General features: G+C 65.1%; 23 protein-coding genes and 1 pseudogene. 14 read left to right on the forward strand and 10 right to left on the reverse strand.

The window, feature by feature from the left end:
- Nucleotides 1–10 precede the first annotated feature (10 nt).
- From AC5Y49_RS11265 to AC5Y49_RS11295, 7 genes are read left to right on the forward strand one after another with little or no spacing between them, the layout of a single operon-like run.
- A complete protein-coding gene (locus AC5Y49_RS11265) occupies nt 11–745 on the forward strand; it encodes a hypothetical protein (RefSeq protein ID WP_499886950.1) in 735 nt (244 codons plus the stop codon).
- Nucleotides 745–957 (forward strand): hypothetical protein, encoded by a 213-nt coding sequence (locus AC5Y49_RS11270; RefSeq protein ID WP_499886951.1) that lies wholly within the window; start codon nt 745–747, stop codon nt 955–957. Before AC5Y49_RS11265 ends, AC5Y49_RS11270 begins: the two co-directional genes overlap by 1 nt.
- Complete coding sequence (locus AC5Y49_RS11275; protein ID WP_499886953.1) at nt 954–2,273, forward strand: N-acetylmuramoyl-L-alanine amidase; 1,320 nt, start codon at nt 954–956, stop codon at nt 2,271–2,273. Before AC5Y49_RS11270 ends, AC5Y49_RS11275 begins: the two co-directional genes overlap by 4 nt.
- Complete coding sequence (locus AC5Y49_RS11280) at nt 2,273–3,472, forward strand: hypothetical protein (RefSeq protein ID WP_499886955.1); 1,200 nt, start codon at nt 2,273–2,275, stop codon at nt 3,470–3,472. Before AC5Y49_RS11275 ends, AC5Y49_RS11280 begins: the two co-directional genes overlap by 1 nt.
- 38 nt (nt 3,473–3,510) lie before the next feature.
- Entirely contained in the window at nt 3,511–3,831 is a 321-nt protein-coding gene (locus AC5Y49_RS11285; RefSeq protein ID WP_499886957.1) for a hypothetical protein, read from the forward strand.
- A gap of 9 nt (nt 3,832–3,840) precedes the next feature.
- Nucleotides 3,841–4,443 (forward strand): hypothetical protein, encoded by a 603-nt coding sequence (locus AC5Y49_RS11290; protein WP_499886959.1) that lies wholly within the window; start codon nt 3,841–3,843, stop codon nt 4,441–4,443.
- Complete coding sequence (locus tag AC5Y49_RS11295; protein WP_499886961.1) at nt 4,440–4,871, forward strand: hypothetical protein; 432 nt, start codon at nt 4,440–4,442, stop codon at nt 4,869–4,871. The genes AC5Y49_RS11290 and AC5Y49_RS11295 overlap by 4 nt, the downstream gene beginning before the upstream one ends.
- 62 nt (nt 4,872–4,933) lie before the next feature.
- On the opposite strand, the gene AC5Y49_RS11300 is transcribed toward AC5Y49_RS11295, so the two are convergent.
- From AC5Y49_RS11300 to AC5Y49_RS11335, 8 genes are all read right to left on the reverse strand, one after another.
- The gene (locus tag AC5Y49_RS11300) at nt 4,934–5,131 is read right to left on the reverse strand and encodes a hypothetical protein (RefSeq protein WP_499886963.1); all 198 of its coding nucleotides are present in this window, start codon (nt 5,129–5,131) and stop codon (nt 4,934–4,936) included.
- A gap of 9 nt (nt 5,132–5,140) precedes the next feature.
- Complete coding sequence (locus tag AC5Y49_RS11305) at nt 5,141–5,419, reverse strand: hypothetical protein (RefSeq protein WP_499886965.1); 279 nt, start codon at nt 5,417–5,419, stop codon at nt 5,141–5,143.
- Between the two features lie 138 nt (nt 5,420–5,557).
- The gene (locus AC5Y49_RS11310) at nt 5,558–6,073 is read right to left on the reverse strand and encodes a hypothetical protein (RefSeq protein WP_499886967.1); all 516 of its coding nucleotides are present in this window, start codon (nt 6,071–6,073) and stop codon (nt 5,558–5,560) included.
- A 54-nt stretch (nt 6,074–6,127) separates the two neighbouring features.
- Entirely contained in the window at nt 6,128–6,265 is a 138-nt protein-coding gene (locus AC5Y49_RS11315) for a hypothetical protein (RefSeq protein ID WP_499886968.1), read from the reverse strand.
- On the reverse strand, nt 6,262–6,549 hold the full coding sequence (locus AC5Y49_RS11320) for a hypothetical protein (RefSeq protein ID WP_499886970.1): 288 nt from the start codon (nt 6,547–6,549) through the stop codon (nt 6,262–6,264). Before AC5Y49_RS11320 ends, AC5Y49_RS11315 begins: the two co-directional genes overlap by 4 nt.
- A gap of 18 nt (nt 6,550–6,567) precedes the next feature.
- The gene (locus AC5Y49_RS11325) at nt 6,568–6,909 is read right to left on the reverse strand and encodes a DUF732 domain-containing protein (protein ID WP_499886972.1); all 342 of its coding nucleotides are present in this window, start codon (nt 6,907–6,909) and stop codon (nt 6,568–6,570) included.
- A gap of 11 nt (nt 6,910–6,920) precedes the next feature.
- Nucleotides 6,921–7,604, reverse strand: coding sequence for a DUF732 domain-containing protein (locus AC5Y49_RS11330; protein WP_499886974.1), 684 nt, complete (start codon nt 7,602–7,604; stop codon nt 6,921–6,923).
- Nucleotides 7,601–8,440, reverse strand: coding sequence for a tyrosine-type recombinase/integrase (locus AC5Y49_RS11335; RefSeq protein WP_499886976.1), 840 nt, complete (start codon nt 8,438–8,440; stop codon nt 7,601–7,603). The genes AC5Y49_RS11330 and AC5Y49_RS11335 overlap by 4 nt, the downstream gene beginning before the upstream one ends.
- Nucleotides 8,441–8,652: 212 nt before the next feature.
- On the opposite strand from AC5Y49_RS11335, the gene AC5Y49_RS11340 reads away from it, so the two are divergent.
- The 7 genes and pseudogenes from AC5Y49_RS11340 to AC5Y49_RS11370 all read left to right on the forward strand — a co-directional run bounded on the left by AC5Y49_RS11340 (nt 8,653) and on the right by AC5Y49_RS11370 (nt 17,753).
- A complete protein-coding gene (locus tag AC5Y49_RS11340) occupies nt 8,653–10,347 on the forward strand; it encodes an acyclic terpene utilization AtuA family protein (protein WP_499886977.1) in 1,695 nt (564 codons plus the stop codon).
- The gene (locus tag AC5Y49_RS11345) at nt 10,344–11,492 is read left to right on the forward strand and encodes an acyl-CoA dehydrogenase family protein (protein WP_499886978.1); all 1,149 of its coding nucleotides are present in this window, start codon (nt 10,344–10,346) and stop codon (nt 11,490–11,492) included. The genes AC5Y49_RS11340 and AC5Y49_RS11345 overlap by 4 nt, the downstream gene beginning before the upstream one ends.
- Nucleotides 11,489–13,084 (forward strand): acyl-CoA carboxylase subunit beta, encoded by a 1,596-nt coding sequence (locus AC5Y49_RS11350; RefSeq protein ID WP_499886980.1) that lies wholly within the window; start codon nt 11,489–11,491, stop codon nt 13,082–13,084. Before AC5Y49_RS11345 ends, AC5Y49_RS11350 begins: the two co-directional genes overlap by 4 nt.
- Nucleotides 13,085–13,089: 5 nt before the next feature.
- Nucleotides 13,090–15,072, forward strand: a complete 1,983-nt coding sequence (locus AC5Y49_RS11355) for an acetyl/propionyl/methylcrotonyl-CoA carboxylase subunit alpha (RefSeq protein WP_499886982.1) — start codon at nt 13,090–13,092, stop codon at nt 15,070–15,072.
- A complete protein-coding gene (locus AC5Y49_RS11360) occupies nt 15,069–16,235 on the forward strand; it encodes an acyl-CoA dehydrogenase family protein (protein WP_499886984.1) in 1,167 nt (388 codons plus the stop codon). The genes AC5Y49_RS11355 and AC5Y49_RS11360 overlap by 4 nt, the downstream gene beginning before the upstream one ends.
- A pseudogene (locus AC5Y49_RS11365) lies at nt 16,235–17,075 on the forward strand (enoyl-CoA hydratase family protein); the annotation flags it as partial. The gene AC5Y49_RS11360 and the pseudogene AC5Y49_RS11365, both read left to right, overlap by 1 nt.
- Nucleotides 17,076–17,150: 75 nt before the next feature.
- Complete coding sequence (locus AC5Y49_RS11370) at nt 17,151–17,753, forward strand: DUF1707 SHOCT-like domain-containing protein (RefSeq protein WP_499886987.1); 603 nt, start codon at nt 17,151–17,153, stop codon at nt 17,751–17,753.
- A 12-nt stretch (nt 17,754–17,765) separates the two neighbouring features.
- On the opposite strand, the gene AC5Y49_RS11375 is transcribed toward AC5Y49_RS11370, so the two are convergent.
- Entirely contained in the window at nt 17,766–19,739 is a 1,974-nt protein-coding gene (locus tag AC5Y49_RS11375) for a vWA domain-containing protein (protein WP_499886989.1), read from the reverse strand.
- Nucleotides 19,732–21,117, reverse strand: coding sequence for a sigma 54-interacting transcriptional regulator (locus AC5Y49_RS11380; RefSeq protein ID WP_499886991.1), 1,386 nt, complete (start codon nt 21,115–21,117; stop codon nt 19,732–19,734). Before AC5Y49_RS11380 ends, AC5Y49_RS11375 begins: the two co-directional genes overlap by 8 nt.
- Nucleotides 21,118–21,166 lie beyond the last annotated feature (49 nt).

Genomic DNA, 21,166 nt, shown 5'->3' on the forward strand with positions numbered 1-21,166 from the left:
CAGCTTCGCCATGCACACAATCGACGTCCACCGCTTCGAACAAGCCGACCCACGGCTAGGCCGCCACGTCCGCCACGACTCCCGCTCACTGGACTACGAATTCGTGCCGCGCAACGCCACACCATCACATAAGTCCACGTTCTGGAAATCGCCATATATCCCGCTGAACCAAGGATCACTCGGAAGCTGCGTCGGCAACGCCGTCGCTGGCGTCCTCAACACGTCGTTGATGACGAAAACCCGAAAACTGACCCACCACAACCGCAAGTTCTACGAAGCCGACGCCATCCACATCTACTCCACGGCAACGACTTACGACTCCGACCCGCAGAACTATCCCCCCACAGACACCGGCTCTGACGGCGTCAGCGGAGCCAAAGCAGGCATCGCACTAGGTTACCTCGACTCATACACCCACACATTCTCCTTCTCCGCAGCCCAGACAGCTGCAGAACAAACCCCATTTATCCAAGGCACCATCTGGACCAAGACAATGTTCACCCCAACCAACGGACTAGTTTCCATTGGGCCACTGCGTGATTCAAACATCGCAGGCGGTCACGAATATGAGGGTGCGGGGATAGATTGGACAGAAGAAGTCTTCATCTATCGCAACAGCTGGGGCGATCAAGACGACTGGCCTGGCTGTAAACCCGGCGGCTATTTCGCTATCACATTCGATGATGTGCAGAAGCTTTTAGACATGCAAGGCGACGTCACCGTGCTCCACGGAAAGACCGGCTGATGTACACCTACACCGCCTGGGGGCTCGACAGTGCGCGCGACCCGCTCGGCATCGTCGACGGCGACACCATGCACGTCGGGATAGACCTCGGTCTCGACGTCGCCATCCACATCACGCTGCGCCTGTACGGAATCAACGCACCCGAAATGGGCACCACTGAAGGTAAAACCGCCAAGCAGTGGGCTATCGGCTGGTTCCAAACCCAACCGTGACCGCCGCACAGTACGCCCCTGCAGTCCTGCAAGCCGGCCGCGATCTCGGCATCACCCCGCGTGGGATCGTCATCGGATTCGCCACCGTCTACGTCGAATCCAACTGGACGATGTACGCCAACGCGGCCGTGCCCGAGTCGATGAGCATCCCGCACGAGGCCGTTGGCTCCGACGGGCATTCGGTCGGCCTGTTCCAGCAGCAGGTCGTCGACTCAGGTAACGGATGGTGGTGGGGCGACGCCGCCACCTGCATGGACCCATACAAGTCAGCGCAGCTGTTCTTTTCGCGGCTCGCCAACCTCGACTACAACAACACCGCCAACAGCCCCGGCTCCTATGCGCAGGCGGTCCAGCAGTCCGCCTACCCCGACCGCTACGACCAGCGCATGGCCGACGCCCAAACGCTCTACAACCAGATCAGCTCCGGAGGCACCGTGACCACTCCCGTTGACCCGAACCGCCCCGACTTCAACGAGTTCCCGAACTGGTGCGACAACAACGAAGACCGCCAGAACACCACCATTGACCTGTTCCTGCTGCACACGCAGGAGGGCTCGGAAACCGACGACAACGCGGCCCTGGACCTGTCGAACTTCTGCATCTCCACCACCGGCACCGACAACCCCGTCAGCTACCACTACGCGGTCCGCCAGGCCAGTGACGGCGGCGTCACGGTGGTCGACATGGTGGACACCGACTTGGCGTGCTGGGCGGTCGGCAACTCGAACCTGCGCTCGATCAACCTGTGCTTCGCCGGGACCGACGCCGCCTGGTCGCGTGAACAGTGGATGACCCAGGCCAAGGCCATCGACGTGGCCGCGTATTTGTGTGTGCAGGATTGCGACAAGTACGGCATCACCCCGAAGGTCATTGCTCCGCCATACAGTTCGCCGCCGCCCGGGATCAGTGATCACCGGTACTGCACGCAGTACCTCAAAGACGGCAACACGCACACCGACGTCGGCGACAACTTCCCCTGGGACGTGTTCGCCGCGGCGGTCGCCAAATACGCCGGCACCGCTTCCCCCACACCAGATACATCGCCGGCGGCCGCGGCGCCGGACTACACGGTGCTGGTTTACGAGCAGATGTGCGGCCCAATCGATCCCGATACCGGCTACGGAATCGGCTGGCCGCAGCTGGCCGGCGATCCCGACGCGCTCGCTGAATTGCAGCAGAAAGTCGACGCCGGCACACCGCTGTATCTGGTCGACGCGCTGGCTGCCCAGCGGTGGGGCATCAAACCCACTCCGAAACCGACGAAGACGACGCGCAAGGCCACCGCCAAGCGCACAGCACGGAAGGCGGCCCGCTGATGGCTACCGACAACAACGGCCAGTGGATCGGATTGGGGCTCGGCGACGTCGATCCCATCGTCCTGGCCCTCAAGCAGTTCTTCCTCCGAAAGTTCGCCAAGACGGCCGCTCCCCTTCAGGCGAGTGTCACCGCGGGAGGCACGGCAGCGCAGACCTACGACCAGACGATGGTCGACTTCGTGACCCGGATGCAGACCGCATACGGCGCGAACACCGCTGTCAACCCGGGCCTGGCGATCAGCGGGATCATCAACTACGCCTGGAAGATCCGTTCCGGGTTCCTGCCGCCGCCAAAGATCACCATCCTGACCGCCCAAGGCACCGGCGTCGACATGTGGAATCAGATGTCTCCGCAGCCCTTCGGCGCCGCACAGTACGTCAAGCAGAAGTACCCGGACCGGGTTGTCGTCCAGCCGGTCGGCAATTACCCGGCCAGCATCAACAACCCGTGGATGGGGACATCGGTGCAGATGGGCGTCGACTCGGCGGTGGCGCTGCTCGGCGGCGCCCCGCCCATCGACCCCGGTGACCCGGTCTATCCGACTGGCCCGATCTTCGGGTGGTGGTACAGCCAATCGGCCATTCTCGGATCGCACTTGTGGCGCGACGAGACACTGAATCCTGCTGGGCGACTGCATCATCGGCTCAATGATTGGATCGGCGTCAACACCTACGGCAACCCCTGCAGGTGTCCAGGCAAGGCGAATGGCAACATTCGCGCCCGGTGGGGCCTGCCAGGCAAACTCGACGGCGTCACCACGGGCGGAATCGCCGGCCCCGACTGCCTCACCGCCGACCAAACGCCCGACTGGTGGATGGACTACGTCTGGCTCGGCGACGACGACGGCCACACCGAGCTCTACACCAACTGCCCGACAGGCGATGATCCCTGGCGCCGCGAAGCCGCGCCCGGCCGCGTCGGCCTGCTGATCTACGACTTCATCCAGACGGGCACCTTCATCGACTTCATCGAAATCGCCGAGGCACTAGCAACCCCGGTGGCGATGGTCGAGGAAATCTACAACGGACTCACCTTCGCCCTGAAAGGGCCCAACGCCGATCACTTCGCCTACAACTGGCTCGACTCAATCCTCTACGCGCAGTGGGTCGTCGAGACCTGGACCACCAACTACATCAACTCCGGCGGAGCGGTAACTGCGCCACCGGTGCTCGTTCCGGCCGTGCCCAGCGCGGCCTGACAAACAAACGCCAACCCGTTACGAGAGGACAACTGACCATGGCTAAGAAAATCGTTCACATCGACAAGAATCAAGCCCCCAAGGTCGCGTCGCTCCTCGGCGACACCGCGGTGGCGAAGGTGCCGGTGAAGGTGGTCGCAGAGACCGAAGGCCCGGTGACGTTCGTCCAGAAACTGCAGGGCTACTACAAGGGCTTGATCGCCGCGATCGGCTCACTGCTGATCATCATCAACGAGGTCACACCACTGCTGAACTTTCTGCCCGGCCAGGACAAACACTACGTCGACGTCGCTATCGCCGTGTTGACGACAGCTGCGACGTTCCTCAAGAGCAACGAACACTGGCTTGATGACCTGTGAGTTACCGGGGTGAATGCCGATAGATTCCTCGATGGGCTGACCCGCTTCGTGCTCGGGCCTAAGCGGCTCGACCACGAACCGCTGTACTCGTGCACACATGCCGGCGTCATCGCCTCCACATCGGTTGGGGCGCTGTCTGGATCAACCGTCGACCCGGTCCTGCTGACCCTCGACACCACCGCCCAGCGGGCGCTGCTGGTCTGCCTGTTCGTTGGGTCAGCGGTGTGCTTGTACGGCATCGCGATGGGCACACCATTCGACCTATGGCGCCAAGCCAACCGTGTTGTCCGGCAATTGGTGGGCAAGCCGCAGTTGCCGGTCCTTGACTTGCGCCGCTGCTACCGCGTCGGTATCTGCGGCATACCAGCGGTCATGGCCGGACTAATCGCTTACGCCGACATCATCGCCACCCACGCCCACGACTGGGCCAGCGCAGCCGGCGTCTTCCTGATCGGCTTCAACGCCCTCGGCATGTTCTTTCAGTTCCTGCGGTTTCTGATGGAAATCCGGCGCATCAACAGGACCCTGCCGATCCTGATGAAGTTCGAGGCTGAGCACCGCAAGTTGGAGAAAACCATCCGTCAACACATCAATGCGCGGTGGCGGCGGTGAAAGCCGACGACCTGGTGCTGACGTTGTTCGCGTCGAGCTCCCCGCTGACTGCGATCCTGTGGGGCGCAGCGTATTACAAGCAGAACAAGCGGAAGAAGGAGCTGGAGAATCTGCGCACCGAACAAGAACTCCAGCACGAATACCGCCTCGACGAGAACACACGCAACACCCTGGTCCAGGAAGCCGCGAACCTGCAGGAGGATCGGGAGCAGCGGCGAGAAGAGTGGTGGTCCAACCAAATCGATTTGTTGCGGCGTGAAATCGAAAGTGAACGGCAGCTTTCCAACATGCGGTTCCGGCGGCTCAACCAACTGGAAGCGTGGGCGACCCAGCATGTGATCTGGGACCGCAAAGCATGGTCACGAATCGCGGAGATAGATCCGGGTTTCGAGATGCCACCCGAACTACCCGACGAATCTCACCCCTGAAACCAACCCCTCTGGTCCGTTGAGCTCACCGAAGCCGAGCTCCGACCAGAGGGGGTTTTCCTTCATTCCCAGTGCAGTTCGCCGTGCTGGTGGTGTCCATCATGCCCTAACTTCAGCCCGCATACATACGCGGTACCGAATGCGACATAGGCGCGACCGCAGCGGGGTAACGTGAAGGTGACGGCGCCATCCTCATCGACGGGTGAGGTTGCGACGATGCGGCCATCATCGCTGAATAGCGAGGCGTAATAGTCGCCCATAAGTTCTCCTTATGTAATCCTGCGCTTGCGCGCCATCTCGGCCAGATCGGCGTTCAATTGCCTACGCTCGGCGTCACTGAGTAGGTCGCTCAGATCGGCGGGTAATTGAACAGTCACCGAATCGTGCTTCAACTCGGGTAGCACATCCGATTTTCCCCAGTGCTCGGCTTTGACCTGTGCCAAATTGCCTTGGATGCGGCATGTTACGCTGAGTTGCCGCCCACAGCACGGACAGTCGGTGAAATAATGCGCGTACGCGCCACCTTCGATTAGTGTGGAAGTGCCCATCCCTATGTCGCCTTGAGGAGTTGTGCGGCGGGACCGGCGACGTGCTCCTCAACGGCTCGCTTCGCTTCCGCAACGGTGCGATACCAGCCGATGCCCTGGCCGAATCTGGCTTGCCAGGAGGGCAGTCAGCGGTGTTTTTTACGACATAGCCGATACGTCGGTCGCCATCAAACGTAGCGCCAACCGGAGTGCGTGCCGTCGTGCATGTTGCGTTGTGTCGGGCTGCCGGATGCCCTCGCGGAAAAGCACCGACTGCCGGATCAGCTCTGCGCCGTATTCGTCGGGCGGAATCTTGCCGTCGTCGGGATGCCAGTGTGAACCGGGTTGTGTCAGTTCCATCCACAAGTCTGATGCGGTCGGACGTTCGACACTAAGAACGTCGAGGTAGTAGCGAGAATTGGTCACCAAGAAGCTAAACCTGCAATTGTCGGTCTCGGTACTGCCGCGAATCGCGAGCGGGGTGATGTCCTCGTCAGCACCGTCGTTGAACGTCCACGTCGCAAGTTTGGGATTGTCCGAGTCGTCAACCTCGACCGTATAAAGGTTGTCGTGGCCGACTGGCCGCGTAACGGACAGCGGGAGTCGCCACCAGTGCGCGGATTTTGGAATCTCGGGCGCGGCTGTCAGTGCAACCGCCATGTAAGCCCTGCTCATCCGTTACTCCTGTCGAATGCCGATAGCATCGTTTTTTGTCGTCCAGTCAGGCGGCTAGTCGTCGACTGGCTCAACGATGATGGTGCTCTGGTCGACGGGGTGCGAAACTCCCTCAATGCTGCCACGCAGGATCTCCTCGGCCTCTTCACGCGAGTCGGCCTTCACCATGACGGTAAAGCGAAATGATTTCATTGCTGCACTTCCTGACGTAAGGAGTTGGACATCATCCAACGGAGCCGATTCAACTGTTCTGGCAGCACCGCTTGGACGGTCCACAACGATTGATCGGTGAGCATGTCCAATGCGGTGACAATTTCGCCAGCGAGGAATCGGCTCAGGATGTCCTGCGGCCCGCAGTACGGGACCATATCGGGATTCTCGCGCTTCGCGGCATAGTACGAATCCAGCGCGTCACGCGCGGCCTGGTCCGCAGCTTGATCCGTCATCCTGTTGCCGCTGGTGGTAAACAATGCCATTACGATCTTCCTCCGCCCTTATGCCAGGTTCGGTATCTGCTGATCAAGATCCGGGCAATACGCATCCCGCGCAGCATTCTTGAAATCAATCATCGGCAACCCGGGCGTCACGTTCTGCGCCAACAACTCCTCACGAACCTTGATCATCCCCGCCGCCAGCGGCGGCATACCACCCCACGCGATCCGCGGCAGGTTCCGCAGATCACATGTCTCATGCGCGACACCGATCAATACGCCACGATCCCCGGGCACATGGTGGGCATCCAACGCCGCAACGAACTGATCATCAGCGCTGTCAGCGTGCGCAACCGGGACTGCGAGGGACAGTGCGCAGATGATGAGTCCTGCAACGAGCTTCATGCCTATCTCTCTCAATTGCGTTGTGGGCAATAGATACTGGTCGCGATATCGACGTATTCGGCTTCCGCGGCCCAATTCGCATTCTCGTTGTGGCGGCTGCCGTTCAGTACGGCCGCGACAACCTCGCCGCGGCTATAGCCCTGGTCGAACAGAGCACATACCTGATGGGCGGCGCGGAGACTGTTCTGCGGATCGGATGATGTCATGCCGTGCGCCGCGAGGGTGGCGAAATACTGCGTGTCCTTATCAGGGGGCGGGGGCGGTGGGATCGCCACGATGGGCGGCGGGGGCGCCGCGGTTGGCGGTGCGGCGATCGACGGCGGCGGCGGTGCAGGTTTGCCAGGCGCAGCACTCGTAGCCGGAGCGGGTCGCTCTGGTTGCGCGCTGTCACGCTGCCAGAAAAACACTGAGACCCCCATAGCCGCCACAGCCACCAGCAGCGCCGCGCCGGCGGCAAGCCAACGCGCCCGGCCACCATTTCGGTGCTCGAGCTCGCTGTCATCGTCATCGGAAACCGACCACGCCAGATCCGGTGTCGGCCCCGTCCCGGTTTCGATCAACTCGGTAACGTCTTCACGCGCGGCAGCCTGCGTTTCGTCGCCGTCGTCCGCCCCCGGCACGGATGCGGTGTCATCGCCACCGTCCATGACGCCAATGTAGTCGCGCTCAACGAGCACACCGCACGAATCGTTCATGGTTGTCCTGCTGCTTCCGATACCGACCGCACATCGCGGCGCGAGACCGCGGTGTAACGCTGCGTCGTCGCGACCGAGGCGTGTCCAAGCGCCTCTTGGACCGCCCGTAAGTCTTTCGTCCCGGCATACCCGCGTGAGGCATAGCGGTGGCGCAGCTTGTGCAGCGTCCAGCCCGGTGGCATCAGACGGCTGATGATCGTGCCCACCCATCCAGGGCTGATGTGGCCGTCGACCTGGCCGGGGAAGAGATATCCGCGGGCCTGTTGGTAGGTGCGGATCTGCGCGGCCAGCGAATCAGTCAGGCCGACGACCCGCTGCCGACCGCCCTTGCCGCGGACCAGGAGCGCCCAACCATGCCCATCGTGGAGAAGATCATCGCAATGAACGGCGGCGACCTCGGCACGTCGGAGTCCAGCCTCACCTGCCAGCCGGGCCATGAGCCGTTCCCGCGCAGGGGCGGCTGCGAGCAACTCGGCCCAGATCTCGTCGGGCGTGGGCCGGGGCCGTGGCGGCTCGGAAGCCACCTTCGGCATGGCTGCCGCCGGATTGGTCTCGGTGATTCCGGTTTTCATGGCCCAGTCGTAGAAGCTGACCAGCGATGAGCGCACGCTTTTGCGGTGTTCGGCCGACCAGGGTCGTTCGCTGCAGAGGATGACGAGCTTGTTCAGGGTTAGCTCGCGGGGATGAGTGGTACCCGAGCGACGGGCGATAGAGCGCAGGTGATCGGAGCGCAGCCGGATGGTGGCTTCACGTTTCCCCGCAACACGCAGCCACGTTACCCACGCGGATAGAGCGTCCTCCCAGGGCTGCGGCAGCGGAGGATCCCTCCTGCACACGTGACAAATTATTGCAACTCGCGGTTGTAAAAACCCCGGATTTGCTCTGACGGTTAGTCGATGCGCGGGCGCGTTCATGCTGCTACTAAAGTTCGAATCAGGCCACCTACCGGTTGGTTGGTACGTTGGCTCCTTAGTCGCCGGGGAGGGAGGACGCGCGTGATGCGTGCCAGCGACGATGCAGAGCGAAGCGATGAGGAGGAGCGGCACCCATGAGCCCTGCGGTCCGAATCGGGAACTGCTCGGGGTTCTACGGCGACCGGCTTTCGGCGATGCGCGAGATGCTCACCGGCGGCGACTTGGACTACCTGACCGGTGACTATCTGGCCGAACTGACCATGCTGATCCTGGGTCGGGACCGGATGAAGCATCCCGAGCGCGGCTACGCCAAGACTTTCCTCACCCAACTCGAGGAGTGCCTGGGGCTGGCCCACGACCGCGGCGTACGGATCGTGGCCAACGCCGGCGGCCTCAACCCTGCCGGCCTGGCTGACGCGGTGCGGGAACTGGCCGGGCGGCTGGGGCTCCCGACGCGGGTGGCACACGTCGAGGGCGATGACCTGCAGCCGCGCGCCGACGAGCTCGGGCTGGGCACGCCACTGACTGCCAACGCGTACCTGGGCGCCTGGGGCATCGTCGACTGCCTGCACAGCGGCGCCGACGTGGTCGTCACCGGGCGGGTCACCGACGCGTCGGTGATCGTGGGTCCCGCGGCTGCGCATTTCGGCTGGACGCGCAGCGACTACAACCAGTTGGCCGGAGCGGTGGTGGCCGGCCACGTCATCGAATGCGGCATCCAGGCCACCGGCGGCAACTATTCGTTCTTCACCGAGGTGCCCGACCTGACCTATGCCGGCTTCCCGCTGGCCGAGATTTTCCCCGACGGCTCCTCGGTGATCACCAAGCATCCCGGCACGGGAGGGCTGGTCAGCGTCGACACGGTGACCGCCCAACTGCTCTACGAAGTCACCGGCGCCCGCTACGCCAACCCGGACGTCACCGCCCGGATGGACACCGTCGCGTTGTCCGAAGACGGCCCGGACCGGGTGCGGATCAGCGATGTGGCCGGCGAGCCGCCACCGTCGACGCTGAAAGTGTCGCTGAACAGCATCGGCGGATTCCGCAACGCGATGACGTTCGTGCTGACCGGGCTGGACATCGAGGCCAAAGCCGCGCTGGTGCGACGGCAGCTGGAGGCCGGGCTCCCGGTCAAGCCCGCGGAGCTGGAGTGGACGCTGGCCCGCACCGACCACGCCGATGCCGACACCGAGGAAGCTGCCAGCGCGCTGCTGCGCTGCGTGGTCCGCGATCCCGACCCGGCGAACGTCGGACGCCAATTCTCTTCGGCCGCAGTTGAGCTCGCGTTGGCCAGCTATCCCGGGTTCACGGTGACCGCCCCGCCCGGAGAAGGTCAGGTCTACGGCGTGTTCACGGCCGGTTACGTAGAAGCGACCAAGGTGCCGCACGTCGCAGTGCACGCTGATGGCAGCCGGCTCGAGATTCCCTGCGCCACTGAGACTCTCGAGTTGGCTCCGGCCGATCCGCCTGAGTTGCCCGAGCCACTGCCGGCGGGGCCGGCCCGCCGACTGCCGCTGGGTGTCGTGGCGGGCGCGCGCAGCGGCGACAAGGGCGGGTCGGCCAACGTCGGGGTATGGGTGCGTACCGATGAGCAGTGGCGCTGGCTGGCCCACACGTTGACCGTCGACAAGCTGCGGGAATTGCTGCCCGAAACGGCCGATCTGCCGGTCACCCGGCACGTGCTGCCCAACCTGCGCGCGGTGAACTTCGTCATCGACGACATCCTCGGTCAGGGCGTCGCCTACCAGGCTCGTTTCGATCCGCAGGCCAAGGGGCTGGGCGAATGGTTGCGCAGCCGCCATGTCGAGATTCCAGAAAGGCTGCTGTGAACATCTGGACCACACCCGAGCGCGACCAACTGCGTAAGACCGTCCGCTCGTTCGCCGAGCGGGAGATCCTGCCGCACGTCGACGAGTGGGAGCGGGTCGGCGAGCTGCCGCGCGACCTGCACCGCCACGCCGGAGAGGCCGGGCTGCTGGGAGCGGGATTCCCCGAAGCGGTCGGCGGTGGCGGCGGCGACGGCGCCGACTCACTGATCATCTGCGAAGAACTGCACGAGGCCGGCGTGCCCGGCGGGGTGTTCGCGTCGCTGTTCACCTGTGGGATCGCGGTACCGCACATGATCGCGTCGGGCGATCAGCGGCTCATCGACACATTCGTGCGCCCCACGCTGCGCGGTGAGAAGATCGGCGCGCTGGCCATCACCGAGCCCGGCGGCGGTTCTGACGTCGGGCACCTACGGACCGCCGCGGTCCGGGACGGCGATGACTACATCGTCAACGGCGCCAAGACCTACATCACCTCCGGGGTTCGGGCCGACTACGTGGTGTCTGCGGTGCGCACCGGCGGTCCGGGCGCCGCGGGAGTGTCGCTGTTGGTGGTGGAAAAAGGCACGCCGGGTTTTGACGTCACCCGCAAGCTGGACAAGATGGGCTGGCGCTCCTCGGACACCGCGGAGCTGTCCTATGTTGACGCACGGGTGCCGGCGGCCAACCTGGTGGCCGTCGAGAACAGCGGCTTCGCCCAGATCGCCCTGGCATTCGTGTCCGAACGCGTAGGGCTTGCCGCGCAAGCTTATTCGAGCGCACAGCGCTGCCTGGAGCTGACGCTTCAATGGTGTCGCGACCGGGAAACCTTCGGCCGGCCGCTGATCTCGCGGCAGACCGTACAGAACACGCTCGCCGAGATGGCCCGTCGTATCGACGTGGCCCGCGTCTATACCCGCAATGTGGTGGAACGTCAGCTCGCCGGTGAGACCAACCTGATCGCGCAGGTGTGCTTCGCCAAGAACACCGCGGTGGAAGCCGGCGAATGGGTCGCCCACCAAGCCGTCCAACTGTTCGGCGGGATGGGATACATGGCCGAGTCCGAAATCGAACGCCAATATCGCGATATGCGAATTATCGGCATTGGCGGCGGAACCACCGAAATCCTGACCGCACTGGCAGCCAAAACCCTTGGATACCAATCATGACGGTCCTTCAGTCAATACTGGATCCCTCCGCACCCACGTACACCGAGGCGGCGGCGTCGTTGTCCACCAAGCTGGACGAGATCGACGCTGAACTCGCCAAAGCGCTGGGCGGCGGCGGGGCGAAATACGTCGAGCGCCACCATGCCCGGGGCAAGCTCACCGCGCGGGAACGCATCGAGCTGCTCGTCGACCCGGATTCGCCGTTTCTCGAGTTGAGCCCGCTGGCGGCGTGGGGAAGCAACTTCCAGATCGGGGCCAGCCTGGTGGTCGGCATCGGCGCGGTCTCCGGGGTGGAGTGCATGATCGTCGCCAATGACCCCACCGTCAAAGGTGGCACCAGCAACCCGTGGACACTGCGAAAGATACTCCGGGCCAACCAGATCGCGTTCCAGAACCGGCTGCCGGTCATCTCGCTGGTGGAGTCCGGCGGCGCGGACCTGCCCACCCAGAAGGAGATCTTCATCCCGGGCGGGCAGATGTTCCGCGACTTGACCCGCCTCTCGGCCGCCGGAATACCGACGATTGCCTTGGTTTTCGGCAACTCCACCGCGGGCGGGGCCTACATCCCCGGTATGTCCGATCACGTGGTGATGATCAAAGAGCGCTCGAAGGTCTTTCTGGCCGGCCCGCCGCTGGTCAAGATGGCCACCGGCGAGGAATCCGACGACGAGTCACTGGGCGGCGCCGAAATGCATGCCCGCATTTCGGGATTGGCAGACTATTTCGCCGTCGACGAGCTCGACGCGATTCGGCTCGGTCGCCGCATCGTGGCGCGGCTGAACTGGGTCAAGCAGGGTCCCGCGCCGAAGCCGGTGACCGAGCCGTTGTTCGACCCCGAAGAGCTGATCGGTATCGTCCCGTCGGACCTGCGCATCCCGTTCGATCCGCGGGAAGTGATCGCCCGCATTGTCGACGGCTCCGAATTCGACGAGTTCAAGCCGATGTACGGCTCGTCGCTGGTGACGGGCTGGGCGCAACTCCACGGGTACCCGCTGGGCATCCTGGCCAATGCCCGAGGCGTGTTGTTTTCCGAGGAGTCGCAGAAGGCCACCCAGTTCATCCAGCTGGCCAACCGCTCCGACACGCCATTGCTGTTCTTGCACAACACCACCGGCTACATGGTGGGCAAGGACTATGAAGAGGGCGGAATGATCAAGCACGGCTCGATGATGATCAATGCCGTGTCGAACTCGACGGTGCCGCACATTTCGCTGCTGATCGGCGCGTCGTACGGTGCCGGGCACTACGGGATGTGCGGTCGGGCTTACGACCCGAGATTCCTGTTCGCTTGGCCCAGCGCCAAATCGGCGGTGATGGGCGGCGCCCAACTGGCCGGGGTGCTGTCGATCGTGAGCCGGGCCGCCGCCGAAGCCCGCGGCCAGCAGGTCGACGAACAGGCCGACGCCGCGATGCGGGCCGCCGTCGAGGGCCAGATCGAAGCCGAGTCGCTGCCCATGGTGCTATCCGGGATGCTGTACGACGACGGAGTGATCGACCCGCGCGACACCCGCACGGTGTTGGGAATATGTTTGTCCGCCATCGCCAATGGCCCGATCAAGGGGACGTCGAACTTCGGCGTCTTCCGGATGTGATGCCCATGATTACCCGAGTATTGGTGGCAAACCGCGGCGAGATCGCGCGGCGGGTGTTCGCCACCTGCCGTCGACTGGGCCTGAGCACCGTCGCCGTCTACACCGACCCCGATGCCAACGCACCGCACGTCTGGCAGGCCGACGCAAAGGTGCGGCTGCCCAAGACCAACGACTACCTGTCCGTCGATGCGCTGATCGCGGCGGCCCGCGCCGCCGGCGCCGATGCAGTCCATCCCGGTTACGGGTTCCTGTCGGAGAACGCAGATTTCGCGACCGCTGTGCAGAACGCCGGTCTGACCTGGATCGGGCCGCCGGTGGCGGCGGTACAGGCGATGGGATCCAAGATCGAGGCTAAGAAGATGATGGCCGCCGCGGGAGTGCCGGTCCTCGACGAGCTCGACCCGGACACCGTGACGCCGCAGCAGCTGCCGGTGCTGGTCAAAGCATCGGCAGGTGGCGGCGGACGCGGTATGCGGGTGGTCAACGACCTGGCAGACCTCCGAGACCAAGTCGCGGCCGCCAGCCGGGAAGCGCAATCGGCGTTCGGCGACCCTACGGTGTTCTGCGAGCGCTACCTGCCGACCGGACACCACGTCGAGGTCCAAGTGCTCGCCGACGCCCACGGCACCGTATGGGCTGTGGGTGAACGCGAATGCTCGATCCAGCGCCGGCATCAGAAGATCATCGAGGAGGCACCCTCACCGCTGGTCGATCGCACGCCGGGTATGCGCGCCAAGCTTTTCGACGCCGCCCGGCTGGCTGCCGAGGCGATCGGCTATACCGGCGCCGGAACCGTCGAGTTCTTGGCTGACGACGAGGGCGAGTTCTACTTCCTGGAAATGAACACCCGACTACAGGTCGAACACCCGGTCACCGAGGAGACGACCGGCCTCGACCTGGTCGAACTTCAGCTCGCGGTGGCCGACGGTTTCCGCCTGGACGCGGAACCCCCTGCTGCGCGAGGACATTCGATTGAAGCGCGGCTCTACGCCGAAGATCCGGCCCGGGGCTGGCAGCCGCAAGCCGGTGAGGTGCAGCGCATCGACGTCGCCGGCACCCGGGCCGAATTCGAGACGCTCGGCTCGCGCACCGGGATCCGGCTGGATTCCGGGATTGTCGACGGGTCGGTGGTGTCCATCCACTACGACCCGATGTTGGCCAAGGTCATCTCCTACGCTCCGACCCGCCGCCAGGCCGCGCTGGTGCTCGCCGACGCACTGGCCCGCGCCCACCTGCACGGGGTACGCACCAACCGCGATCTGCTGGTCAACGTGCTGCGCCATCCGGCGTTCCTCGACGGTGCCACTGACACAGCGTTTTTCGACACTCACGGCCTGGACGAGCTGTCGGCACCACTGGCCGATGCGATGGGCATTCGGCTGTCTGCTGTGGCGGCCGCTCTTGCCGACGCTGCGCACAACCGCTCGACGGCGGTGGTTCTCGGCTCGATTCCCAGCGGCTGGCGCAACCTGGCGTCGGGCCACCAGGCCAAGTCCTACCTCGATGACAGCGGCGAGGAGCACCGAATTGAATACCGGTTCAGCAGAATCGGTTTGGAGCTCGCCGACGAGGTGCATCTGATCTCGTCCACCCCGCATGAGGTCGTGCTGGCTGACAGAGCAGGGGTGGCGCGCAATTTTGCTGTCGCCCGCTACGGCGATGACGTCTATGTCGACTCGCCGCACGGGCCGGTGCACCTGGTCGCGCTGCCGCGCTTTCCCGAGCCCGGCTCGGCCGTCGAGCAGGGCTCACTGGTTGCACCGATGCCGGGCAACGTCATTCGGGTCGGTGCCCAAGTCGGCGACCCCGTGACCGAAGGACAGCCACTGATCTGGCTGGAAGCCATGAAGATGGAACACACCATCACCTCTCCCACCGACGGCGTGCTCGCCGAACTCGATGTCCAGCCTGGCCAGCAGGTCGAGGTGGGTGCCGTCTTGGCGCGCGTCGACGCAACCGAAAACCCAGAAGGAGACCCGCAATCGTGACCGACACCAGCTTCATCGAGAGCGAGGAACGCCAGGCGCTACGCCAGGCGGTGGCGGCGATGACGGCCAACTACGGCCAGGACTACTACCTGGAGAAGGCCCGCGCCCAGCAGCACACCGACGAATTGTGGAACGAGGCAGGCAAACTCGGCTTCCTCGGGGTCAACCTGCCCGAGCAGTACGGCGGCGGCGGCGCCGGGATGTACGAGCTGTCGCTGGTGATGGAAGAGATGGCGACCCACGGCTGCGCGCTGCTGATGATGGTGGTGTCGCCGGCAATCAACGGCACCATCATCGCCAAGTTCGGCACCGACGAGCAGAAGCAATGCTGGCTGCCGGGCATCGCCGACGGGTCGATCACGATGGCGTTCGCCATCACCGAGCCGGACGCCGGATCCAACTCGCACAAGATCACCACCACCGCGCGTCGTGACGGCAGCGACTGGATTCTGTCCGGGCAGAAGGTTTTCATCTCCGGCGTCGACCAGGCCCAGCTGGTGCTGGTCGTCGGGCGCACCGAGGAAACCAAAACCGGCAAGCTGCGTCCGGCGCTGTTCGTGGTGCCCACCGACGCACCCGGCTTCAACTACACCCCGATCGAGATGGAACTGATCAGCCCCGAACGTCAATTTCAGGTGTTCATCGACGAGGTGCGGTTGCCGTCCGATGCGTTGGTGGGATCCGAAGACGCCGCGATCGCTCAACTGTTCGCCGGGCTGAACCCGGAGCGGATCATGGGCGCGGCCAGCGCAGTGGGCATGGGCCGATTCGCGATCAACAAGGCCGCTGACTACGTCAAGACCCGCAAGGTGTGGGGCACCCCGATCGGGGCACACCAGGGGCTCTCACATCCATTGGCGCAGAACCACATTGAGATCGAGCTGGCCAAGCTGATGATGCAGAAGGCCGCGACCCTTTACGACAGCGGCGACGACATCGGCGCGGCCGAATCGGCCAATATGGCCAAATACGCCGCCGGCGAGGCGTCGACGCGAGCAGTCGACCAGGCCGTGCAGTCGCTGGGCGGCAACGGGCTGACCAAGGAATACGGCATCGCCGCGGCGCTGACCGCATCGCGGTTGTCGCGGATCGCGCCGGTGAGCCGGGAAATGGTGCTCAACTTCGTCGCGCAGACGTCGCTGGGTCTGCCGCGCTCGTACTGATGGACAGGCTGGTCGAGTATGCCGCCGACGGGCACGTCGCGCGGCTGACGCTGAACTCTCCACACAACCGCAACGCGTTGTCGACGGCGCTGGTCAACCAGTTGCACGAGGGCCTGCGCGAGGCCGAGGCCGATCCGGCAATACGGGCGATAGTGCTCGGCCACACCGGCGGGACGTTTTGTGCCGGCGCGGATCTGAGCCAGGCGTCCGGCGGCGATCCCCGTGGCGATCGCGAGCGCGGCGAAGCCGGGCGAAGCGGGTCGCCACTATCGGCATTCGACGCGGCCGCCGATCGGGCCCGCGAACTCACGGCGCTGCTACGCGCGATCGTGGCGTCACCTCTGCCGGTGATCGGGGCGATCGACGGCCACGTCCGGGCCGGCGGCTTCGGCTTGGTAGGCGCTTGCGACATCGCGGTGGCCGGGCCGCGCAGCACGTTCGCGCTGACCGAAGCCCGGATCGGGGTCGCGCCGGCGATCATCTCGCTGACATTGCTGCCGAAAATGTCGGCGCGTGCCGCGGCCCGGTACTACCTGACCGGCGAGAAGTTCGACGCCGGCGAAGCTGCCGCGATCGGGTTGGTCACGATGGCCGTCGACGACGTCGACGCCGCGGTGGCGTCGCTCGTCGCCACTGTGGCGCTGGGGTCTCCGCAGGGCCTGGCCGCATCAAAGGCGCTGACCACGGCTGGTGTTCTGGCGGGCTTCGACCGCGACGCCGAGCGGCTTACGACGGACTCCGCACAACTGTTCGTCTCCGAGGAAGCCCGCGAAGGCATGCTCGCCTTCCTGCAGAAACGCCCGCCCCGGTGGGCGACCAACGACGATGCGGGCAGCTGAGCGGCCCGCGACCGCGCCAAGCCACTTTGGCGAAGTTGCCTTGCAGCAAAAATTCTTCGTCGTAGGCTCATAAGTGATGAGCAATTCAGCGCAGCCAGGCGCGCGCGGCGAGCGGAGCGGTCTGCCGCGCGCCGCTGAAACCGACCGCATCCAGGTCGCCCAGTTGCTCACCGAAGCCGCAGCTCAGGGTCGGCTGCAGATGAGCGACTACGAAGATCGGCTCACCAAGGCGTACGCGGCCAAGACATACGCAGAATTGGACCGCCTGCACTCCGACTTAGTCGGATCGTCGGTGAGTCCGTGCCGAGGCGGCGATTGCCAACCCGCGCCGTCCACGCTGCTGCTGGCGATCATGAGCGCGTTCGAGCGCCGCGGCCGGTGGAACGTGCCCAAGAAGTTGACGACGTTCGCGCTGTGGGGCGGTGGAGTGGTCGATCTGCGCTACGCCGACTTCACCTCCACCGAGGTGGAGATCCGCGCCTACTCGATCATGGGCGGGCAAACAATCCTGTTGCCGCCGGAAGTCAACGTCGATATCCACGGGCACGGCGTGATGGGTGGATTCGATCAGAAGGTCAGCGGCGACGGATCACCCGGTGCCCCGACGGTCAAGGTTCGCGGCTTCTCGCTGTGGGGCGGTGTGGGCATCAAGCGGAAGAACCGTAAAGCTCAGCGCTAGTGCTGAGCAGGGTTACCGCCGTCGCCTGGACCGTAGGTAGTCACCCACCACTGCGGCGCCCAGCCCGTCGAGGTCGGGCACCACGACCCGGCCCTCCACCCGTCGCGCCACCTGGTCGATGAACCGGGCCAAGCCAGGATCGCTGCCCAGTCGGAAGATCGTCACCTGCGCGCCCAGCCGGGCCAAGTCGTCGAATCCGCGCACGGTGTGGGCGATGGTCCGCGGGTGGGGCGGATAGTCGAAAAATACTGCCGCGCCCTCCCCGTCGATTCCCTCCAGATGGGCGGTCGGCTCGCCGTCGGTGACCACCAGCACGACCGGCTGCGCGTTGGGATGGCGGCGCAGATGCTGACCGGCCAGCGCCAATGCGTGGTGCAGGTTGGTGCCCTGCTCATAGACACCCTCCAGGCCCATCAGCTCGGCCGGAGTCATCGTTCGTGCGTAGCGGCCAAAGGCGATGATCTGCAACGCATCCGAGCGGAACCGAGTGCCGACCAGATGGTTGAGCGCCAGTGCCGTTCGCTTCATCGGCAACCACCGGTTCTCCATCACCATCGAAAACGAGGTGTCGACCAGCAGCGCGACCGCGGCTTGCGTGCGGGTCTCGGTCTCGGAGACCTCGACGTCGTCCACGGTGATCCGGATCGGCCCATCGGCGGTTGCGGTGCCGGCTTGCCGCAGCACCGCGTTGGTCAGCGTGCGGGTGACATTCCACGGCTCGGTGTCACCGAACTGCCACGGCCGGGTCGCGCCGGTCAGTTCGCCGGCCGCGCCGGCACGCCGGTGATCCCGCTCGCCGCGCCGGCTGGAAAGCTGTTCTGCCACATCGCGTAACGCTGTCTCGCCCAGTCGCCGCATCGCCTTGGGCGAGAGCCGCCACTGGCCGTCCGAACCGCGATCGAAGAAGCCCTGGTTGACCAGCGCGCGTTCCAGCTCGGCGAGCGTTTGCGCGTCGATGGCCGACTGGTCGCCGAGCTGGCGGGCCAGCGCATCGAGGTCGACATCGTCCATCGTCGCGCCCGGGTAGCTCTGCGACAGCTGCTCGGCCAGTTGTTCCAGCTCGGCAATGTCGGCCAACGCCTGCGCGCCCTCCCCCATGCCCAGTGGGTTGTCGCCGGAGAACTCCGACGACCCAGTCCAGTCCTCGCCCGGACGGGCTGCCTGCAGGTGCATGTCCAGCCGGTCCAGCGCCTGCATCAATGCCGGCGATCCGAATGCCTGCTGCGCCAACGCATCCAACTCGGCACGCTGCTCCGCGCTGAGACTGTTGCGGAACCGCTGCGCGGCGGCGGCCCGCTTGGCCAGCGAGTCGAGCAGCTCATCGACGTTGCGCGGGTTCTCCGGGAAGAACTCGCCGTGCTTGTTCATGAAGTCTTGAAAATCCTGCTGGGTGTCCGCGCCCCGGGCGTGCTTGTCGAGCAGGTTGTTCAGGTCGTCGAGCATCTCGGTGACGCGCTGACGGTCCTCGTCGGTAGCGCCCTCCAATGCCTGCTTCATCCCGGCGAAGCGCTGGTCGAGCATCTCACGGCCGAGCAGATCCTTGATCTGCTCGTACTTTTCGCGAGCCTCACCGCTGCGCCAGTTGTACTCGGAGAGCTCTTGGACGGCTTTCGCCGGCGACGGCGAAAGCGCCTCGAGCTGCAGCTCGCCGAAGCGTGCGTCGTCGTCGAGGGCGCGGGCCAATGCTTTGCGCTCGGCCAGCACCGCCTCGTCGAGAAGCTTCTTGATCTCCTGCAATGTGCCGTCTAAATTGTTCTGGCGCAACAAGTCCCGTCGGCGTCGGTTGGCTTCGGCAGCCAGCCGGTCGGCCCCAGGCAGATTCTTGGTGCCCCGCCGCAGCAGCTCGGACAACGCCCGGCGTGGCGAGGTGCCTGCCATCACGTCTTGCCCGATCTGCTCCAGCGCCTCGCGCAGGTCCACCGGCGGAGCAAGGGGGTCCGGCCCACCGGTGTAGGCCGAGTACCGCGACGAATGGCCTCTAGCCATAGACGGTTTCGCCTTCGCCGGATGCCTTATCGATGCGCTTGGCCAAATACAATGCCTCCAAGGCCAATTCGAGCGCTGCGGCACGCTCACCCTCGGATTCCGCGCCCAGCCGCTTGGCGACCGCGTCGATCACCGGCAAATCGGGCAGCGCCGCTAACACGTTCTTGGCCGACACCCGCTCACCCGTCGTCACCGCCGAACCACCCTCGACCGCGGCCACCAACGGGCCGACGTCGATGCCGCCGAGCGCGCGCGACGCGGTGTCGGCGGTGGCGCGGCGCAACAGGTGTTCCAGCACGGCCTGTTCGCGGCCTTCCTCGCCGGACTCGAACTCCAATTTGCCGCGCAGCACGTCGATCACCGTGCCGAGATCCACCACCCGGGCCACCGGGTCCGTCTCACCCAGCACCGCGCCGCGATGGCGAGCGGCGGCAGCCACTGTCTCGGCCGCCGCGATCGCGAACCGCGCCGAGACGCCGGAGCGCTGATCGACCGAGTGGGATTCGCGCAGGTAGCGGGCGAACCGCGCGATCACCTGCGTCAGATGGTCGGGCACCTGGGCACTCAGGTGCGCCTCCTGCACGATGACGCCCACTTCGGCGTCGAGCTCCAGCGGATAGTGCGTGCGGATCTCCGCGCCGAACCGGTCCTTGAGCGGGGTGATGATCCGGCCGCGGTTGGTGTAGTCCTCCGGGTTGGCGCTGGCCACCACCAGTACATCCAGCGGCAGCCGCAGCGTGTAGCCACGCACTTGGATGTCGCGCTCCTCCATCACGTTGAGCATCGACACCTGGATGCGCTCGGCCAGGTCGGGCAGCTCGTTGACCGCGACAATGCCGCGGTGCGCCCGGGGGATCAGGCCGTAGGCGATGGTCTCGGGGTCACCGAGGCTGCGTCCCTCGGCGACCTTGATCGGGTCGATGTCGCCGACCAGGTCGGCCACGCTGGTGTCCGGGGTGGCCAGCTTCTCGGTGTAGCGCTCGCTGCGGTGTCGCCACTCCACCGGCAGGTCGTCGCCCAGGGTGGCGGCGCGCCGGATCGACTCCGGGGTGATCGGCGAGTACGGATGCTCACCGAGTTCGGCGTCCCCGATCACCGGTGTCCACTCGTCGAGCAACCCCACCAGCGCCCGTAGCAGCCGCGTCTTGCCCTGGCCACGTTCGCCGAGCAGGACGAAGTCATGGCCGGCGATCAGCGCGCGTTCCAGCTGCGGCAACACGGTGTCGTCAAAGCCCAGGATCCCCGGCCAGATGTCGTCACCCTCGGCCAGCGCGGTGAGCAGATTTTCCCGTATTTCCTGTTTGACTCCCCGCTCGCGGTGCCCGCCGGCGCGCAGTTCGCCGACGGTGCGGGGCAGATGGGTCGGTGCGGTCACCACTCCACGCTACGACGGCGCCGCGACGAGCGACATGGCACGTCGAATCCCG

This window comes from Mycobacterium sp. NGS62 (assembly GCF_059812285.1).

Coding starts and splice junctions, on each gene's coding strand:
- AC5Y49_RS11310 (WP_499886967.1), bottom strand. CDS start 6,073: ATGAGCAGGGCTTACATGGCGGTTGCACTGACAGCCGCGCCCGAGATT.
- AC5Y49_RS11265 (WP_499886950.1), top strand. CDS start 11: ATGCACACAATCGACGTCCACCGCTTCGAACAAGCCGACCCACGGCTA.
- AC5Y49_RS11285 (WP_499886957.1), top strand. CDS start 3,511: ATGGCTAAGAAAATCGTTCACATCGACAAGAATCAAGCCCCCAAGGTC.
- AC5Y49_RS11270 (WP_499886951.1), top strand. CDS start 745: ATGTACACCTACACCGCCTGGGGGCTCGACAGTGCGCGCGACCCGCTC.
- AC5Y49_RS11350 (WP_499886980.1), top strand. CDS start 11,489: ATGACGGTCCTTCAGTCAATACTGGATCCCTCCGCACCCACGTACACC.
- AC5Y49_RS11315 (WP_499886968.1), bottom strand. CDS start 6,265: ATGAAATCATTTCGCTTTACCGTCATGGTGAAGGCCGACTCGCGTGAA.
- AC5Y49_RS11325 (WP_499886972.1), bottom strand. CDS start 6,909: ATGAAGCTCGTTGCAGGACTCATCATCTGCGCACTGTCCCTCGCAGTC.
- AC5Y49_RS11320 (WP_499886970.1), bottom strand. CDS start 6,549: ATGGCATTGTTTACCACCAGCGGCAACAGGATGACGGATCAAGCTGCG.
- AC5Y49_RS11300 (WP_499886963.1), bottom strand. CDS start 5,131: ATGGGCGACTATTACGCCTCGCTATTCAGCGATGATGGCCGCATCGTC.
- AC5Y49_RS11340 (WP_499886977.1), top strand. CDS start 8,653: ATGAGCCCTGCGGTCCGAATCGGGAACTGCTCGGGGTTCTACGGCGAC.
- AC5Y49_RS11355 (WP_499886982.1), top strand. CDS start 13,090: ATGATTACCCGAGTATTGGTGGCAAACCGCGGCGAGATCGCGCGGCGG.
- AC5Y49_RS11370 (WP_499886987.1), top strand. CDS start 17,151: ATGAGCAATTCAGCGCAGCCAGGCGCGCGCGGCGAGCGGAGCGGTCTG.
- AC5Y49_RS11305 (WP_499886965.1), bottom strand. CDS start 5,419: ATGGGCACTTCCACACTAATCGAAGGTGGCGCGTACGCGCATTATTTC.
- AC5Y49_RS11375 (WP_499886989.1), bottom strand. CDS start 19,739: ATGGCTAGAGGCCATTCGTCGCGGTACTCGGCCTACACCGGTGGGCCG.
- AC5Y49_RS11280 (WP_499886955.1), top strand. CDS start 2,273: ATGGCTACCGACAACAACGGCCAGTGGATCGGATTGGGGCTCGGCGAC.
- AC5Y49_RS11330 (WP_499886974.1), bottom strand. CDS start 7,604: ATGAACGATTCGTGCGGTGTGCTCGTTGAGCGCGACTACATTGGCGTC.